General features: G+C 74.0%; 13 protein-coding genes. 10 read left to right on the top strand and 3 right to left on the bottom strand.

Going from position 1 to position 17585, the window contains the following annotated elements; translation table 11 throughout:
* The first annotated feature begins 107 nt into the window (after nt 1-107).
* From ACFVX9_RS37515 to ACFVX9_RS37525, 3 genes are all read left to right on the top strand, one after another.
* The gene (locus ACFVX9_RS37515) at nt 108-974 is read left to right on the top strand and encodes a hypothetical protein (protein ID WP_387986512.1); all 867 of its coding nucleotides are present in this window, start codon (nt 108-110) and stop codon (nt 972-974) included.
* A gap of 114 nt (nt 975-1088) precedes the next feature.
* A complete protein-coding gene (locus ACFVX9_RS37520) occupies nt 1089-2801 on the top strand; it encodes a restriction endonuclease (protein ID WP_387986515.1) in 1713 nt (570 codons plus the stop codon).
* Nucleotides 2802-3135: 334 nt separating this feature from the next.
* The gene (locus ACFVX9_RS37525; protein ID WP_063351112.1) at nt 3136-3864 is read left to right on the top strand and encodes a ZIP family metal transporter; all 729 of its coding nucleotides are present in this window, start codon (nt 3136-3138) and stop codon (nt 3862-3864) included.
* A 68-nt stretch (nt 3865-3932) separates the two neighbouring features.
* On the opposite strand, the gene ACFVX9_RS37530 is transcribed toward ACFVX9_RS37525, so the two are convergent.
* Entirely contained in the window at nt 3933-4547 is a 615-nt protein-coding gene (locus ACFVX9_RS37530; RefSeq protein ID WP_380487198.1) for a MarR family winged helix-turn-helix transcriptional regulator, read from the bottom strand.
* A gap of 168 nt (nt 4548-4715) precedes the next feature.
* Between ACFVX9_RS37530 and ACFVX9_RS37535 the strand changes: the two genes are divergently transcribed.
* Nucleotides 4716-5048: a DUF2218 domain-containing protein gene (locus ACFVX9_RS37535; protein WP_387986518.1), complete on the top strand. Its 333-nt coding sequence runs from the start codon at nt 4716-4718 to the stop codon at nt 5046-5048.
* Here ACFVX9_RS37535 and ACFVX9_RS37540 read toward each other — a convergent pair.
* The gene (locus tag ACFVX9_RS37540; RefSeq protein WP_387986521.1) at nt 5021-5692 is read right to left on the bottom strand and encodes a phosphatase PAP2 family protein; all 672 of its coding nucleotides are present in this window, start codon (nt 5690-5692) and stop codon (nt 5021-5023) included. The genes ACFVX9_RS37535 and ACFVX9_RS37540 overlap by 28 nt on opposite strands.
* A gap of 490 nt (nt 5693-6182) precedes the next feature.
* Complete coding sequence (gene gabT / locus ACFVX9_RS37545; protein WP_380345341.1) at nt 6183-7523, bottom strand: 4-aminobutyrate--2-oxoglutarate transaminase; 1341 nt, start codon at nt 7521-7523, stop codon at nt 6183-6185.
* Nucleotides 7524-7763: 240 nt separating this feature from the next.
* Between gabT and ACFVX9_RS37550 the strand changes: the two genes are divergently transcribed.
* The 6 genes from ACFVX9_RS37550 to ispG all read left to right on the top strand — a co-directional run bounded on the left by ACFVX9_RS37550 (nt 7764) and on the right by ispG (nt 17428).
* The gene (locus tag ACFVX9_RS37550; RefSeq protein WP_387986525.1) at nt 7764-9842 is read left to right on the top strand and encodes an ATP-binding protein; all 2079 of its coding nucleotides are present in this window, start codon (nt 7764-7766) and stop codon (nt 9840-9842) included.
* A 153-nt stretch (nt 9843-9995) separates the two neighbouring features.
* Nucleotides 9996-11561, top strand: coding sequence for a PucR family transcriptional regulator (locus tag ACFVX9_RS37555; RefSeq protein ID WP_063347636.1), 1566 nt, complete (start codon nt 9996-9998; stop codon nt 11559-11561).
* Between the two features lie 199 nt (nt 11562-11760).
* The gene (locus ACFVX9_RS37560; RefSeq protein ID WP_063347635.1) at nt 11761-13203 is read left to right on the top strand and encodes an aldehyde dehydrogenase family protein; all 1443 of its coding nucleotides are present in this window, start codon (nt 11761-11763) and stop codon (nt 13201-13203) included.
* 267 nt (nt 13204-13470) lie between these two features.
* Entirely contained in the window at nt 13471-14700 is a 1230-nt protein-coding gene (gene dxr / locus ACFVX9_RS37565) for a 1-deoxy-D-xylulose-5-phosphate reductoisomerase (protein WP_063347633.1), read from the top strand.
* Nucleotides 14701-14819: 119 nt separating this feature from the next.
* A complete protein-coding gene (locus ACFVX9_RS37570; RefSeq protein WP_107452864.1) occupies nt 14820-16124 on the top strand; it encodes an RIP metalloprotease in 1305 nt (434 codons plus the stop codon).
* Between the two features lie 143 nt (nt 16125-16267).
* On the top strand, nt 16268-17428 hold the full coding sequence (gene ispG / locus ACFVX9_RS37575) for a flavodoxin-dependent (E)-4-hydroxy-3-methylbut-2-enyl-diphosphate synthase (RefSeq protein WP_063347631.1): 1161 nt from the start codon (nt 16268-16270) through the stop codon (nt 17426-17428).
* Nucleotides 17429-17585 lie beyond the last annotated feature (157 nt).

The following is a 17585-nucleotide window of genomic DNA, read 5'->3' on the forward strand; positions in this document are numbered from 1 at the left end:
TGTGGCTAATATAGCAGGACCTCCTCCGCGCGGCCGGGCTGCTCGCCCGCGAGCCGCGCCGGCTCGCCGCCGACCTGCCGCTGCCGCCCCCGCTGGCGGCCGTCCCGGTGCTGCGGGTCGCCCCGGCGCCGCCCCGCGCGGCCGTCAGCCCGGCCGGGGACCAGGCCGCCGCCCGCGCCGAGCTGGCCGCGCTCGTCCGGGAGGAGCAGCAGGACCGCGCCGAGCAGCAGGCCAGGGCCGACGAGCTGGAGCGGGTCCGGCGCACCCTGCGGCACGAGCGCCGGGACAACCGCGTGGGTCGGGACAGCCGGGACAAGCAGGACGGCCGCGAGGGTCATGAGGGCCGCGACCGTCCGGAGCTCCGCGAGCGCCACGACGGCCGGGACGGCCACGTACGGGCCGGCTCCCGCGCCCTCACCGGGCGCCACTGCATCCTCCAGGGCGCCGCCGGGCACTTCGCCGCCAAGCCGTCCGCCCGGCCCGGAAAACCGGAGACCTTCACCGAACTCATGGCCAGGATCGACGAGTTCACGCTGCTGACCTTCACCGGTGACCAGAAGAACGCGCTCGCCCTGGACGGGCTCCGGTGCTCCGGCGCGGGCTGGGCCCGGCTCGCCTGGGACGGGCTGACCGCCCTTCAGGAGTACGCCGAGGCGGCGGTCCGCGGCGCGGCCGGCGGCGACTTCAAGCAGTGGTGCGAGCACACCCCGGAGGGCTGCCACCACTTCCCGCCCCGCAAGGCGGTGCGCGGGGAGTCCCGGACGGTGTTCAGCCACACCAAGTGGAAGCGCGAGCGGATGCTGCCCGTCCCGGAGAGCGTGGACGCCTCCCGGCGCGCCTTCATGGGCGCACACCTGCGGATCGGCGGCGGCCGTACCGCGCCCCGGCTGCACTACCTGGACGACTGCTCGGGCAGTGGCCGGATCTATGTCGGCTACATCGGCCTGCACCTGACCAACACCCGGACCAACTGAGAGGCTGGGCTGACCACTGCCGCCCGTTCGGTGGACAATGTCCGGCAGGGGCGGGCCGCAGGGTCGCCGGCCGCCCCGGGCAGGCGCCGGACGAGCATGGGGGAACGACGACCGATGCAGCACTCAGCAGACGGCCAGCCCGACGGCACCGCCACCGTCCAGTTCCCCCGGCCGGGCTTCCTCGCCTCGGTCTTCAGAGAGTTCAACACCGACCAGGGACAGGGACAGGGTCAGGGCCTGGACCCGGACGCCGCCGACCCCGGCCCGGTCGCCCCCGGTACGCCCGGTGACGGCATGCCCGATGACGGCGCGTCCGGTGGTGGCGGGTCCGGCGGTGGTGTGTCCAGCGGCGGCCCGGCCGAGCCCGAGGAGTCCATCGCCGCCCACGGCCGGGCCGCCGCCCTGACCCACCACCGCACGCTCACCGTCCAGGCCGAGCACGACCGGCTGGCCGACCTGCTCCGGCGGACCGCACTGCCCGTCTCGGCCATGGACTTCGAGAGCCAGCTGCGCCACTACGAGCCCCGCCCCTACCCGGCCGACGGGCCGCAGACCGGCAGCGAGGCCGAGCCCCGCTGGGCGGACTTCGCGCCCGCCGGGCCGGCCACCGCCGACCCCGACGGCGCCCCGGCCCGTCGCCTGCTCGACTCCGGTTACCAGCGCGAACTCGCCCAGGCCCGGCTGGCCCACCAGCGTTCCCTGCGCGAGTGGCGCACCCGCCGGGCCGAGGCCGACAACCCGGCCGCAGACGAGTCCCGGCGCGTCCACGAGGCGGCCGAGGAGGCCCGGGCCCGAGCCGTGCGCGAGTACAACGAGAGCCTGGAGGAGTGCCGACGGGCCTACCGGCTGTCCGAGCCGGCCGCCGTGGAGTCACTGCTGGAGCGGGCGCTCGCCGCGGCCGAGACCGCCACCCAGGACCTGCCCGCCCCCTGCCGGGCGGTCTTCCGCCCGCTCACCCGCACCGCCGTGCTGGACCTCGACCTGCCGCCGCTCGACCTGGTGCCCTCGCTCACCGGCTACCGGCTCGCCCCGGACGGCGACATCGTCCCGGTCCCGCGCCCGCCGGCGGACCGGGCCACCGACTATCTGCGCCTGGTCGCCCGGCTCGCCCTGCGCGCCCTCCAGGCCGCCGACGCCGTCGACACCGACGAGATACTCGCGGGCGTCGTGCTCAACGGCTGGCTGCGCGAGTCCGGCACCGCCGAGCCGCTGTGCCTGGTCAGCGTGGACGCCGACCGCGACGCACTGGCCCGCACCCGGCTGCTGCCGCCCGCCACCCCGTACGAGGAGCGCGACGACGAAGGCGTCTACGCCGACGCCGAGCAGGACGAGGCGCTCGTCCGGCTGCGCCAGCTCGGCGCCGCCGTCACCCCGGACCCGTACGGCCGCGTGGGCGTGCAGCCCGCCGCGCAGGCGGGTGCCGCCGTACCGGCCGCACCCGACCTGTCCGCGAACGAGTTCGCCCAGCTGGTGCGCGACCTGCTCACCCGCGGCGGGCTCGCCGAGTGGAGCGTGCGGCTGCGCGGCCCGGCCGGACTGGTCGCCACCGGCGAGGGGGCCCCGGGCAGTGCGCTGCCCGGCCGCTGGGTGGTCTGGGCCTCCCGGGGCGCCGCGCCGGTCAGCGCGGAGGAGATCGTCACCCTGGCCGAGGCCGTTCAGGAGGAGTCCGCCGAGCGCGGCCTGCGGCTGACCACCGGCCGCTTCGCCGACGAGGCCCTCGACCTCACGGGCGAGGAGAGCCACCGCCACATCCACCTGGTCGACGGCGACGGCGTGAGCGAACTCGCCCGCACCCACCTCGGCCTGCCCCTCGCCGCCGGCCGCTGACCCCACCTCCGGTCCCCGTCCCCACCCTCGTCCCCGTCCCCGTCCCCGTCTTCGCAGCTCACCCCGACGGACCGCCCGGCGGGCGCGCCCCTGCACCCGACCCGAGGCTGGGGAACGGGCACCGGCGGAGCAGCGGCACCCCGGGCGATCACCGTCGAACGGTCGTCCGATACGGTCGGCGGTCGGCCCGGCCACGGGCGGACCCCAGGGGGAGAGGAATGGGCAGAGCGCCCGGCAGACCACACGGCGGCACCCGCCGGCGCCCGCACGGCGGATCGACCCACCCGGAGGCGGCCCGGTGACCGCCGTCCTGGTCGCCGCCGGGGCGTTCCTGATGACCCTGATCGGCGGCTTCGTCGCCCAGCGCACCGGCGACCGCCGCCACCTCGTGCTCGGCTTCGCCGCCGGCCTCATGCTCGGCGTGGTCGCCTTCGACCTGCTGCCCGAGGCCATGCGCCAGGCACCGGACGAGGTGCACGGCGTGCCGCAGGCGCTGCTGATGTTCGCGGTCGGCTTCCTCACCATCCACGTGGTCGAACGCGCGGTCGCCATCCACCGCGGCCACGAGAGCGAGTACGCCGAGCACACCCACGGCCACCAGCACGCGCACGCCCACCACGCCGGGCGCCAGGGCGTCGGCCTGACCGCCGCGCTGGCCCTGGTCGGGCACAGCGTGATGGACGGCTTCGCGATCGGCGCCGCCTTCCAGGCCGGCACCACGGTCGGAACGGTCGTCGCCATCGCCGTCGTCGCCCACGACTTCGCCGACGGCTTCAACACGTACACGATCACCCGGCTCTACGGGAACAACCGACGGCGGGCGCTGACGCTTCTCGCGGCGGACGCGCTGGCCCCGGTGTCCGGCGCCGCGATCACCCTGGCCTTCACCATCCCCGAGCACCTGCTCGGCCTCTACCTCGGCTTCTTCTCCGGGTTCCTGCTCTACCTGGCGACCTCCGACATCCTCCCGGAGGCCCACAGCCCGCACCCCTCCCGCAGCACCCTGCTCTGCACCGTCGCCGGGGTGGGGTTCATGTGGCTGGTGATCGGCCTCGCCACCTAGGCCCGGCAGGGCAGGCCGGGACGGGGTCTAACGCGGCGGGCCGCCCAGCGCAGCCGACCGCTCCCGCGTCAGCGCGCTGCGCCCGGGGGTGCCGTCCGCGGTGGTGGACCGGCTGCGAGGAAGCGGGCCTCGGCGGCGCGCAGCACTCGCAGCAGCACTTCCTGCTCGTCGGGACCGACCTCGCCGAAGTACTCCTGGGCCACCTCGTGCCGGACCTGCCCGATCCGCTCCACCGCTGCGCGGCCCGCCTCGGTCAGCAGGATCCGGACCGCCCGCCGGTCGGCCGGATCGGGCCTGCGCTCGACCAGGCCGGCCTCCTCCAGTGCGTCGACCACGGTGGTCGCCGAGCGCGGGGCGATGTGCAGCCGCTCGGCGAGGTCGCTCAGCCGCATCGCGCGGTCCGGCAGCTCGCAGCCGGGCGCGTGGGCCAGGGTGTTCAGCGCCCGGGCCTGGCCGGGGGTGATGCCGTACGGCTCCAGCCGCCACCCGGTCTGCCGACGGATCCGCTTGATCGCCCTGGTCATCGTGTCGGCCAGCTCGGCGGCGGTGTCCGAGGCCGTGGTGTCCGAGGCGGCGGTGTCCGAGGCCGCGTCCGAAGCCGTGGTGTCCGAGGCGGTCGCCTCGGCAGGGGCGCCGGGCGGGCCGGGGGAGGGGTCCGCCGGGTCGGTCGGCGTGGTGGTCATCGGCGGTCTCCTCGGCAGGCGTCCGCCCCAGGGTATCGGCCGGTCCGGGGCCGGCGGCCGACAGCGGACGGCACCCGGAGAAAAAATGTTGAGCTTGGCTCAGTACCTGGGTTAGCGTAGCTCCAACTGAGGGGACCCTAAGTTCCCTCCCAGGATCCTGGAGGGCCCGTGCCCCGCTCCGAAGCCCGCGTCACCACCGACCGCCCCACCCGCTACGCCAAGCAGCTCGCCGCCCACATGGGCCGCAAGATCGAGGCAACCTTCTCCGAGGAGACCGGCTGCGGCACCCTGGTCTTCGGCGCCGGCACCGCCACCCTGGAAGCCCAGCCCGACGCGCTGCTGCTCACCGTCGAGGGCGAGCGGGAGAACCTGCCCGGCCTGGAGGACGTCGTCGGCCGCCACCTCGTCCGCTTCGGCGCCCGCGACGAACTCGTCATCGAATGGCACCGCGACAACGGCGAGACCGGCCTCGTTCACCGCAACGACGACCCCGAGGCCTGACCGCCGCCGCCCCCGCCGCCCGGCCGGGGCAGCCACCGGGCCAGCCCCCACAGCACCAGGGCGGCCAGGCACCAGCTGGCCACCACGTCCAGCAGCCAGTGGAAGTCGCTCCACACCAGCCCCGCGCCGACGCCCACCGCCAGCAGCACCGCGCCCGCCGTCAGCAGGCGCGCCGCCCACGGCCCCGCCACCCGCACCAGCAGCAGCGCCGCCACCCCGTACGAGAGCGACGCGGTGGCGGTGTGCCCGGACGGGTACCAGCCCCACTGCCCCGGCGTCAGCGGATCACCGAGCGGGCCCGGCCGGGCGAACGCCGCCTTGGCCGGCACCACCAGCAGCGGGATCAGTCCGGCGGTCAGCGCCGCCACCGGCAGCGGCAGCCACCAGCGCCCCGCCGCCCCCGTCCGGCGCCACCGCCACGCGGCCAGCACGCCGACCGTCAGCAGCACCGGGATCGCGGGCACACTGTCGCCCAGGTCGGACAGGACCTGGCCCAGCTGGTCCAGCAGCACGCTGGGGTGGTCCCGGTGGGCGCTCCGGACGGCTCCGCGGACCGCGCGGTCCCATCCGAGCAGCGGGCCGTCCGCCGCCACCTGCCACGACACCAACAACAGGACGACCACCGCCGTCAGCGGCACGGCCACCGAACGGGCCGCCCGGCCCGGAACGCCGGACAGCCGCCCCGGAGCAGGGGGGAGAGCTCCGGGGCGGCTCTGATGATCGCCGTTCCGTGCGCCCCGGGGGGTGTGGGTCGGACGGTCGGTCGATCGGTCTTCGGTGGGCGCCACCCCTCCCGGGGCGGCCTGGTTGTCCTCGCGGCACGCATGCGGGCCCGCCGTCGGGGGCGACCCCGCAAGCGGCTCCGCCCATGGCTGCGGCTCGCTGTCCATCGGTGATGACACTACGTCAACAGCCCTTCCGCGCCGAGCGCCTTCAGCGATTCCCCACATCATCTTCACCCCGCCCCGGGCGGCCCTCCGGGAGCCCCGACGACCTGGCCCGACCGGGCGTCGGGCCCGTCCGACCGGCCGGTGACAACCGAACGGCCCGCGAGGACCAGAGGTCCCCACGGGCCGTTCAGCGCTGTCCGGACAACCCTCCGGAGGGGGTTCACGACCTGACGGGCGACACCGCTCAGACGGCGGTGAAAGCGCCCTCCAGGATGTCCAGGCCCTCGGCCAGGAGATGCTCCGCGATGACCAGCGGCGGCAGGAAGCGCAGCACGTTGCCGTAGGTGCCGGCGGTCAGCACCACCAGGCCCTCGGCGTGGCAGGCCTTCGCGATGGCCGCGGTGGCCTCCGCGTTCGGCTCCTTGCCGCCCGGCTTCACGAGCTCGACGGCGATCATCGCGCCGCGGCCGCGGATCTCGCCGATGATGTCGAACTTCTCCTGCATCGCCCGCAGGCGGCCCAGCATGATCTCGCCGATCCGCTGCGCCTTGCCGTTGAGGTCCTGCTCCTTCATCGTCTCGATGGCGCCCAGCGCGGCCGCACAGGCCACCGGGTTGCCGCCGTAGGTGCCGCCCAGGCCGCCCGCGTGCGCGGCGTCCATGATCTCGGCGCGACCGGTCACCGCCGCCAGCGGCAGACCGCCGGCGATGCCCTTCGCGGTGGTGATCAGGTCCGGGACGATGCCCTCGTCCTCACAGGCGAACCACTGGCCGGTACGGCAGAAACCGGTCTGGATCTCGTCCGCGACGAACACGATGCCGTTCGCCTTCGCGTACTCCACGATCGCCGGCAGGAAGCCCTTGGCCGGCTCGATGAAGCCGCCCTCGCCCTGGATCGGCTCGATGATGATCGCGGCGACGTTCTCGGCGCCGATCTGCTTGTTGATGATCTCGATCGCCTGCGCGGCGGCCTCGGCGGCGCAGTTCTCCGCACCCGTCAGCCAGCGGTACGGGTAGGCCACCGGCACCCGGTAGATCTCCGGGGCGAACGGGCCGAAGCCCTGCTTGTACGGCATGTTCTTCGCCGTCAGGCCCATGGTCAGGTTCGTACGGCCGTGGTAGCCGTGGTCGAACACCACGACGGCGGTGCGCTTGGTGTAGGCGCGGGCCACCTTCACCGCGTTCTCGACCGCCTCGGCGCCCGAGTTGAACAGCGCGGTGCGCTTGTCGTGGTCACCCGGGGTCAGCTCGTTCAGCTGCTCGGCGACCGCCACGTAACCCTCGTACGGGGTCACCATGAAACAGGTGTGGGTGAAAGCGGCCAGCTGCTCGCTCGCCTTCGCCACCACGGCCTCGGCGCTGTTGCCGACGTTCGTCACGGCGATGCCGGAGCCGAAGTCGATCAGCGAGTTGCCGTCCACGTCCTCCAGCACGCCGCCATTGGCGCGGGACACGTACACCGGCAGGGTGGTGCCGACACCGGCCGCCACCGCACCCAGCTTGCGGGCCTGCAGCTCCTGCGACTTCGGACCGGGGATCGCAGTGACCAGGCGGCGCTCCTGCGGGAGCGGCGTTGCGGCGCTCATGGGGTTCTCCAGACTTCTCGGCTCGGTGCTTCGCAGGCTACGGCCGCCCTCCCCGGCCGGGCATGCGCCACTCGGTAGCACTGAGCCGTCCGACTTGTCCGGCACGGCCAGCGCGGGTAGTGCGACTGCCAGCAGGCCCCGCTCCACTACATTGAGCGCGGGCGTGTCGCCGGTACGGCGGCATGGGTATGGCGGCACCGACGGCGATCGGGCCGGGCGGGCGAGGGAGCGGGGCCGTACATGGCGCACGACGGGGCACACCACCACACCGATCGGACCACCACCGGACCCCCGGCCCCCATGCCCCGCCAACGGCCCGGCACCCGCACCGACGGGGCCCCCGCCTTCGACCTCCCCACCTGGGCCGCGGCCCCGCGCCCGGAAGCCGAACCCGGCGTCTACCGGCTGGGCTACCGCCCGCTCGACCCGGAACGGGCGGAGGCGGCCCAGGTCGCGGCCTGGCCGCTGCTCCTGCGGGCGGGACTCAACGCGGTGGTGGGGTGGTTCGCGTTTCTGTACGGGACCCAGTTGGTGCTTCGCCTGATCGTGCTGACGGTTTGGGTGAAGAATCCCACCGATACCGAAGTGACCGTGGTCGGCGTGTCCGTCAACCTCCTGGTGGCCGCGCTCGTCATCAAGCTCTTCGGCCGGATGGGCCGTTGGCCCGAGGTGTGGCGGCGGTACGTGTCGCCGTTGCTGTCGCGGGCGGTGACGCAGGAGCAGCCCGCCGAGGAGGGCGTGGCGGTGGCCCAGGTGGTGCGGCGGCTGGACCCGTGGGGCGGGCTGCGGCAGGGCGGGGCGGCCGAGGCGGCGGGGCGGCTGGAGCGGGAGGCGGTCGGGGACGTCGACTACGTGCGGATCCAGCGGGCGTGGGAGTCGGCGCAGGCGGATCCGGCGTTCGTGCCGGCCTTCGTCGAGCAGGTGGTGGCGCGCGGTGGGGCGGCCTTCGCGCACCCTTCGGAGTCGCGGGAGCTGGCGGACCGGGCTGAGCGGCACGATCTGCTGCTGGGCCAGGTCTGCCTGGGGACGGCCCAGGACGTGCCGAAGAACCCGCTGAGCCATCGGGCGGCCGGGTTCGCGCTGGATCCGGCGCTGCTGGGCACGTCGCTGCTGGCGGTGGGTCCGGCGGGGACGGGGAAGACGGCGCGGCTGGCGCGGCCGGTGGCGGAGGCGCTGTGTCTGCAGGCGCTGGCCGGTACCGCGTGTGTGGTGGTGGTGGGGGCGGCGGACGCGGATCTGGGCCCGGACGCCTGGTACGACGTGGTGATCGCGCCCGGTGATCCGGCGTCGGTGTACGGGCTGGACCTCTACGGTGCGGCGCAGGATCCGGACGAGGCGGCCGCCCGGCTGGCCGAGGCGCTGCTGCCGGACGAGTTGACGGCGCGCGCGGAGAACGCCCGGACGGCGCTGCAGCAGGTGGTGGGCCCGTTCCACGCCGCGTACGCCCGCTATCCGGGGGTGCGGGAGCTGCGGGCGCTGCTGGCCGGCGAGCCGGACGTGCTGGCGGCTCTGGTGAAGGCGCTCGGGGTGGCGGGCCGGCTGGCCGTGTACGAGCGGGACCTGGAGCACCGGGAGCGTCAGCGCGGCCGGGCGGACGATCCCGGGGCGCTGCTGGCGGACCGGCTGGCGCTGCTGGACCGGCCGGCCTTCGAGGGCGCCTTCGCGACGGACGGCACGGGGCGGCCCCCGTTCGCGATGCGGGTGCTGGACCATCCGTTGCGGGTGCGGGTGAAGCTGCCGGAGCGCAGCCATCCGGAGGCCGCGCGGATGCTGTCCCGGTTGGTGGTGGGTCAGTTCGTGCAGGCGGCGGGGGCCCGTACGGACCGTTCGCTGTTCGCCGGCCTGGTGGTGGACGACGCCTCGGCGGCGCTGGACGCGACCGCCGTGCGCGGGGTGCAGCGGATGCGGGGGGTGAACGCGGGCGCGGTGCTGCTGCTGCGCACGCTGGTGGATCTGCCGGAGGCGCTGCGGGCGCCGTTGTTCGGCGCGGTCGGCTGCCGGATGGCGTTCCCGGGGATCGCGCCGTGGGACGGCCGGCTGTTCTCGGAGGCCTGGGGGACGCACCTGGTGCAGGAGACCGCGGTGACCCACACGCCCGACACCTCGGGTGGCGTGGTGCGGCGGGCCGGGCGGTTGGGGCGGCGGGCGTTGTCGGGGACGGCGGCGCAGACGGAGTCGGTGACGACGCGGGACGTGGAGCGCCTGCGCTGGTCGCCGTCGGATCTGGCGCACGCGCTGCCGGCGGGGCATGCGGTGGTGTCGTTGACCGCGGTGTCGGGGGAGCAGGTGCCGCCGTTGCTGGTGGATCTTCGGGGCTGACGGGGCGCGGGGCGGAAGCTCGCCTTCACGGTGGATTCGGCAGTGCCGGTTGTCCGGAGCGTCCATAATGAGGGGGAGAGACTCTCACTTGTCCCATTGCCCTCTCCTCGCCCGGCCGCAACGGCGCGGTCAGGTCGATCCCCCGAAGGTGCCATGCCCCCCACACTCGCCTCCGTTGTCCGTAACAGTTCGCTCCATCTGACGGTCCTCGCCGGCGCGGACCACCTGGAGCGGCCGGTCCGCTGGGTGCACACCAGCGAGCTGGACGACCCGACGCCGTTCCTGGAGGGTGGCGAGCTGCTGCTCACCACCGGGATCAAGCTGGGCCGTACGGCGGCCCAGTTGCAGGCGTACGTGCACCGGCTGGCCGATGCCGGGGTGGTGGGGCTGGGCCTGGGGGTGGGGCTGTCGCACACGGAGGTGCCGCAGCCGCTGGTGGACGCGGCCGCGCAGCGGGGGCTGCCGCTGCTGCGGGTGCCGGAGCCGACGCCGTTCATCGCGATCAGCAAGGTGGTGTCGGCGGCGCTGGCCGCGGAGCAGTACGAGGCGGTGACGACCTCCTTCGAGGCGCAGGAGGAGCTGACCCGGGCCGCGCTGGGCAAGGACGGCACGACGGCGGTGGTGCGCCGGCTGGCGGCCCGGCTGGGCGGCTGGGCGGCGCTGTACGACGGGTCGGGGGCGCTGTCGGTGGTGGCGCCGGACTGGGCGGCGCGCCGGGCGGGGCGGCTGGCGGCGGAGGTGGACCGGCTGCGCCGGCGTCCGGCGCCGTCGAGCGCAGCGTTGCAGGGGCGGGCGCCGGGGATCGACACGGCGGACGAGGACTACGTGGTGGTCCAGTCGCTGGGGGCGGACCGGCGGGCCCGGGGCTTCCTGGCGGTGGGCACCGAGGACCGGATCACCCCGACCGAGCGGTACGTGCTGAACGCGGCGGTGGCGCTGCTGACCCTGACGCTGGAGCGTTCGCGCGAGCTGCGCCAGGCCGAGGAGCGGATGGGCGCGGCGCTGCTGCGGATGGTGCTGGCGGGCGAGGTGGCGACGGCCCGCCAGGTGGCGCTGGGGCTGTTCGGCGGTATGCCGGAGGGGACGATACGGGTTCTGGTGGCCGGGGCCGGGCCGAACGCGGAGGCCGCGGAGGCGCTCGGGGAGCTGGGCGACCGGGCCGAGCAGGCGGGCGCCCGGGTGGGCGAGAAGCTGCTGGTGGCGCGGGAGGACGGCGCGCACGGGGCGCGGCTGATGGTGTTGGCGCTGGACAACGGGGCGGTGCACCGGGCCTGTCTGGGCGTGGTGGAGGAGCACGAGGGCCTGTCGCTGGGCGTGTCGGCGCCGGCCGCGCTGGAGGATGCGGGGACGGCGCACGCGCAGGCCGAGCGGGCGCTGGCGGTGGCGCTGCGCGGTGGCCGGCGGTCGGTGGACCACGAGGAGGTCGGCGCGGGGTCGCTGCTGCCGCTGCTCGGCGAGGACGCGGTGACGGCGTTCGCCGAGGGGCTGCTGCGGCCGCTGCGCGAGCACGACCGGACGGCCCGCGGCGATCTGGTGGCCTCGCTGCGGGCGTGGCTGTCCCGGCACGGGCAGTGGGACGCGGCGGCGGCCGATCTCGGGGTGCACCGGCACACGCTGCGCTACCGGATGCGGCGGGTCGAGGAGCTGCTGGGGCGTTCGCTGGACGACACCGACGTGCGGATGGAGCTGTGGCTGGCGCTGCGCTCCGGCGAGGAGTAGGTCGCATCCGGGCCGCACCGAGCCGTACCGGGCAGGGCCCCGTCCGGGCTCGGCGCGGGAGGCCCTGGACGGGATGGAGCAGCGTCGGGGGCGAACGCTCCGAGTCGGCCAATCCGGTCGGTGCGCCGCCCCACCTACCCTCGGGTTCGGGTCCCACACCCGTGGGCCCGATGACGACGAGGAGAGGGCCGGTACCACGGTGACCACCACGTACGATTTCTGGCTGGCCGGCCGACGGGCGAGCGGCGACGCCGACTTCGAGGTGCACAACAGCTGGGACGGCCGTCTGGTCGGCAAGGTGAGCATCCCGACCGAGGCCCAGGTCGAGGAGGCGCTGGACGCCGCCGTCGCCGCGCTGCCGGTCTTCGCCGCCACCCCGGCGCACGTCCGCTCCGCCGCGCTGGACCACGTGGCCAAGCGCCTGGCCGAGCGCACCGAGGAGCTCGCCCAGCTGATCACCGCGGAGAACGGCAAGCCGATCAAGTGGGCCCGTGGTGAGGTCGGCCGCGCGGTGTCGGTCTTCCGCTGGGCGGCCGAGGAGGCCCGCCGGACCAACGGCGAGACGATGCGGCTGGACACCGACCCGGGCGGCGTGGGCCGTTTCGCGGTGGTGCGCCGCTTCCCGCGCGGTGTGGTGCTGGGGATCGCCCCGTTCAACTTCCCGCTGAACCTGGTCGCCCACAAGGTCGCCCCGGCGATCGCGGTCGGTGCCCCGATCATCCTGAAGCCGGCCCCGGCGACGCCGCTGTCGGCGATGGTGCTGGGCGAGATCCTGGCCGAGACCGACCTGCCGGCCGGTTCGTGGAGCATCCTGACGGTGCCGAACGACCGGATGCCGGCGCTGGTGCAGGACGAGCGCCTGCCGGTGATCTCGTTCACCGGTTCGGACAAGGTCGGCTACCAGATCATGGACTCGGTGCCGCGCAAGCACTGCACCCTGGAGCTGGGCGGCAACGCCGCGGCCGTGGTGCTCGCCGACTGGTCCTCGGAGGCCGACCTGGACTGGGCGGCCACCCGGATCGCGATGTTCGCCAACTACCAGGGCGGCCAGTCCTGCATCTCGGTGCAGCGCGTGATCGCCGACGCGTCGGTGTACGACGCGCTGGTGGAGAAGGTCGTGGCCAAGGTCAAGGCGCAGGTCACCGGTGACCCGAACGACGACGCGACGGACGTCGGCCCGCTGGTGGACGAGAACGCCGCGAAGCGGGTGGAGTCCTGGGTGGACGACGCGGTCGCCAAGGGCGCCAAGGTGCTCGCCGGCGGGGGCCGCGAGGGTGCGACCTACGCGCCGACCGTGCTGGCGGAGCTGCCCGCGGACGCGATCCTGGCCAAGGCCGAGGTGTTCGGCCCGGTCCTGTCGCTGCACCGGGTGGACGGCGTGGACGAGGCCTTCGCGGCCGTCAACGACTCGGCGTTCGGCCTGCAGGCGGGCGTGTTCACGCACGACCTGCAGACCGCCTTCCGCGCCCACCGGGAGCTGGAGGTCGGCGGTGTGATCATCGGCGACGCGCCGTCCTACCGCGCCGACCAGATGCCGTACGGCGGCGTCAAGGACTCCGGTGTCGGCCGTGAGGGCGTCCGGTACGCGATGGACGACTACACGGTCGAGAAGGTCCTGGTCCTCAGCGGCCTCGACCTCTGAGCGAACCCGTGAGTGAAGGGCCCGGTCCGGTGACCGGGCCCTTCGCCCGTTCCGGGGCCAGGTCGGCCCAGCCGCGCTGTCCGCCCGCGACGGAGACGGCCTCCTCGACCGTGGCGTCGCCGGCGAGCAGCCGTGCGAGCTTCGGCGCGATCTGTCCGTGGCCCCGGCGATGACGGTACGCATGGCTCCGACGGCAGCCCGGGGCGCGGGGCGGCGTCCTGCCGGGAGGCGTCCTGTGCAGGGCCCCGGGCAGGACACAATGGGCGCATGACTTCGCTCGCCCACCCGCAGCTGCGGTTCACGCCCACCGTGCAGGACCCTTCCGGCCCCCGGGAGCTGGTGATCCTCGGTTCGACCGGGTCGATCGGCACCCAGGCCATCGACGTGGTGCTCCGCAACCCGGACCGGTTCCGGGTGGTCGCCCTGTCGGCGGCCGGCGGCCGGGTGGAGCTGCTCGCCGAGCAGGCGCTGCGGCTGGGCGTGCACACGGTGGCGGTGGCGGACCCGGCGGCCGAGCCGGCGCTGCGCGCGGCGCTGGCGGCGAAGGCGGCGGGCGCTGCGCTGCCGACGGTGCTGGCGGGGCCGGACGCGGCGACCGAGCTGGCCGCGATGGAGTGCCACTCGGTGCTGAACGGCATCACCGGGTCGATCGGGCTGCGGCCGACGCTGGCCGCGCTGAGGGCGGGCCGGGTGCTGGTGCTGGCCAACAAGGAGTCGCTGATCGTCGGCGGCCCGCTGGTGAAGGCGGTGGCGCGGCCGGGGCAGATCGTGCCGGTGGACTCCGAGCACGCGGCGCTGTTCCAGGCGCTGGCGGGCGGCACCCGGGCCGAGGTCCGCAAGCTGGTGGTGACGGCCAGCGGCGGTCCGTTCCGCAACCGGACGCGTGAGCAGCTGGCCGGGGTGACGCCGCAGGACGCGCTGGCGCACCCGACCTGGGCGATGGGCCCGGTGGTCACGATCAACTCGGCGACCCTGGTGAACAAGGGCCTGGAGGTGATCGAGGCGCACCTGCTGTACGACGTGCCCTTCGACCGGATCGAGGTCGTGGTCCATCCGCAGTCGGTGGTGCACTCGATGGTGGAGTTCACCGACGGTTCGACGCTGGCGCAGGCCAGCCCGCCGGACATGCGGATGCCGATCGCGCTGGGTCTGGGCTGGCCGGAGCGGGTGCCGGACGCCGCCCCCGGCTGCGACTGGACCAAGGCCGCGACCTGGGAGTTCTTCCCGCTGGACGACGAGGCCTTCCCGGCGGTGGAGCTGGCCCGCGAGGTGGGCACCCTGGGCGGTACCGCGCCGGCGGTCTTCAACGCGGCCAACGAGGAGTGCGTGGAGGCGTTCCTGAAGGGGCGCCTCGCTTTCACGGGAATCGTGGACACTGTTGCCAAGGTCGTCGCCGAGCACGGCACGCCCGTGCCGGGAACTTCCCTGACGGTCGAGGACGTCCTGCACGCGGAGGACTGGGCCCGTGCCCGGGCCCGCGAGCTGGCGGCGGGCTGACGGCGGCGGGTTGACGGCGTGGGCCGTTTCCGGCCGGGTGCACCCGTACCGGGTGTCCGGCTGGGCGTGACTGCGGTAAGACAAGACGACGAGCAGAGCGGCATGACGGAGGGCCAGCGGTGGCAATGGTTTTGACGGTGGTCGGCATCCTGGTCTTCGCGGTCGGGTTGCTCGTCTCGATCGCCTGGCACGAGCTCGGCCACCTCTCGACGGCCAAGCTGTTCGGCATCCGGGTGCCGCAGTACATGGTCGGCTTCGGCCCGACGGTCTGGTCGCGGAAGAAGGGCGAGACCGAGTACGGCTTCAAGGCGATCCCGCTGGGCGGCTACATCCGGATGATCGGGATGTTCCCGCCGGGTGCGGACGGCCGGATCACCAAGCGCAGCAGTTCCCCCTGGCGCACCATGATCGAGGACGCCCGGGAAGCCTCCTACGAGGAGCTCCAGGAGGGCGACGAGCACCGGCTGTTCTACACCCGCAAGCCGTGGAAGCGCGTCATCGTCATGTTCGCCGGGCCGTTCATGAACCTGGTCCTGGCCTTCGGGCTGTTCCTGACGGTCATGATGGGCTTCGGCGTCTCGACGGCGGTGCCGACCATCGGCTCGGTCGCCCAGTGCGTGGTCAAGGCCGGCTCGCCGACCGACGTGTGCCCCGCGGACGCGCCCAAGACCCCCGCCAACGAGGTCGGGCTGCGGCAGGGGGACAAGGTCCTCTCCTTCGGCGGGGACCGGATCCGCGACTACGACCAGCTCCAGGCGGACATTCGGAAGTCGGCCGGCCAGCAGGTCGAGATCCTGGTCGACCGGGGCGGGCAGCAACTCGTCCTCAAGCCCGTCATCGCCGTCAACGACGTGCAGAAGTACGACGGCAACGGCGTGCCGCTCAAGGGCCAGACCGTGCAGGCGGGCTTCCTCGGCTTCACCCCCAAGCAGGGGGTCGTCCAGCAGAGCTTCGGGCAGTCCCTGGACCGGATGGTCGGCATGGCCGAGAACGGGGTGAAGTCGCTGGCCGCGCTGCCCGGCAAGATCCCCGGTCTGTGGAACGCCGTCGTCGGGGACTCCCCGCGTGACCCGGACTCGCCGATCGGCATGGTCGGCGCCGCCCGGGTCAGCGGTGAACTGGTGAGCATGGACCTGCCCGCCAGCCAGCGGGTGGCGATGTTCGTCAACCTCCTGGCCGGGATCAACCTCTCGCTCTTCCTGTTCAACATGCTGCCGCTGCTCCCGCTGGACGGCGGCCACATCGCGGGCGCGGTCTGGGAATCGGTCCGCCGCCGATTCGCTCAGCTGTTCAAGCGGCCCGATCCCGGCCCCTTCGACGTCGCCAAGCTGATGCCGGTGGCGTACGTCGTGGCCAGCGTCTTCATCGGTTTCACCCTGCTGGTGATGGTCGCCGACCTGGTGAACCCGGTGAAGATCAGCTAGAGCGTTCGGGTACGGCGGGTGTGCTGGGGTCCGGCGCCGTGCCGTACCGTGGAGGCCGGGTGCGCGATCCAGGCGCGCCCGGCCTCGGCCGTCCCACTGGCCGGGCGGTCGACCACACCTCAACCCCGGGGAACCCTGCGCACATGACCGCGATCTCGCTCGGTATTCCGTCCCTGCCGCTCAAGCCGCTCGCCAAGCGCCGTGTATCCCGGCAGATCATGGTCGGCAACGTACCGGTCGGCGGTGACGCTCCCGTCTCGGTGCAGTCGATGACCACCACCGTGACCGCGGACATCAACGCCACGCTGCAGCAGATCGCCGAGCTCACCGCGTCCGGGTGCCAGATCGTCCGGGTCGCCGTCCCCACCCAGGACGACGCCGACGCGCTGCCGATCATCGCCAAGAAGTCCCACATCCCGGTGATCGCCGACATCCACTTCCAGCCGAAGTACGTCTTCGCCGCGATCGACGCCGGCTGCGCCGCGGTCCGCGTCAACCCGGGCAACATCAAGGCCTTCGACGACAAGGTCGGCGAGATCGCCAAGGCCGCCCGGGGCGCCGGCGTGCCGATCCGGATCGGCGTCAACGCCGGCTCGCTCGACAAGCGCCTGCTGGAGAAGTACGGCCGTGCCACCCCCGAGGCCCTGGTCGAGTCCGCGCTCTGGGAGTGCTCGCTGTTCGAGGAGCACGACTTCCGCGACATCAAGATCTCGGTCAAGCACAACGACCCGGTCGTGATGATCAACGCCTACCGCCAGCTGGCCGCCGCCTGCGACTACCCGCTGCACCTCGGCGTCACCGAGGCCGGTCCGGCCTTCCAGGGCACCATCAAGTCCGCGGTGGCCTTCGGCGCGCTGCTCGCCGAGGGCATCGGCGACACCATCCGGGTTTCCCTCTCCGCCCCGCCGGCCGAGGAGATCAAGGTCGGCAACCAGATCCTGGAGTCGCTCGGCCTGCGCCAGCGCGGCCTGGAGATCGTCTCCTGCCCGTCCTGCGGCCGCGCCCAGGTCGACGTCTACAAGCTGGCCGAGGAGGTCACCGCCGGCCTGGAGGGCATGGAGGTGCCGCTGCGCGTCGCCGTCATGGGCTGCGTCGTGAACGGCCCGGGCGAGGCCCGCGAGGCCGACCTCGGCGTCGCCTCCGGCAACGGCAAGGGCCAGATCTTCGTCAAGGGCGAGGTCATCAAGACCGTCCCCGAGTCGAAGATCGTCGAGACCCTGATCGAGGAGGCGCTCAAGCTCGCCGAGCAGATGCAGGAGGCGGGCGTCGAGGCCGGTACGCCGACCGTCGTCGCCGCCGACTGACCACGCAGGGTCCGCGCGGTGCGCCGCGCGCAGTCTTCCGGAAGCGGGGGGGGCCGCTCTTTGCCGGCCCCCCCGCCCCCACCTCGTGGGGCCCCAACCGCCACCCGGGGGGGGCACAGAGAAGAGGGGGAGAAGACGCGTCTTCCTCGGGTGTGTT

Source organism: Kitasatospora sp. NPDC058243, assembly GCF_042882025.1.
In the GTDB taxonomy this organism is placed as follows: Bacteria; Actinomycetota; Actinomycetes; order Streptomycetales; family Streptomycetaceae; genus Kitasatospora.

What these genes read in the sequence shown, in the direction of transcription:
- ACFVX9_RS37525 (WP_063351112.1), top strand. Translation starts at nt 3,136, where the DNA reads ATGACCCTGATCGGCGGCTTCGTCGCCCAGCGCACCGGCGACCGCCGC.
- ACFVX9_RS37530 (WP_380487198.1), bottom strand. Translation starts at nt 4,547, where the DNA reads ATGACCACCACGCCGACCGACCCGGCGGACCCCTCCCCCGGCCCGCCC.
- gabT (WP_380345341.1), bottom strand. Translation starts at nt 7,523, where the DNA reads ATGAGCGCCGCAACGCCGCTCCCGCAGGAGCGCCGCCTGGTCACTGCG.
- ACFVX9_RS37520 (WP_387986515.1), top strand. Translation starts at nt 1,089, where the DNA reads ATGCAGCACTCAGCAGACGGCCAGCCCGACGGCACCGCCACCGTCCAG.
- ispG (WP_063347631.1), top strand. Translation starts at nt 16,268, where the DNA reads ATGACCGCGATCTCGCTCGGTATTCCGTCCCTGCCGCTCAAGCCGCTC.
- ACFVX9_RS37555 (WP_063347636.1), top strand. Translation starts at nt 9,996, where the DNA reads ATGCCCCCCACACTCGCCTCCGTTGTCCGTAACAGTTCGCTCCATCTG.
- dxr (WP_063347633.1), top strand. Translation starts at nt 13,471, where the DNA reads ATGACTTCGCTCGCCCACCCGCAGCTGCGGTTCACGCCCACCGTGCAG.
- ACFVX9_RS37550 (WP_387986525.1), top strand. Translation starts at nt 7,764, where the DNA reads ATGGCGCACGACGGGGCACACCACCACACCGATCGGACCACCACCGGA.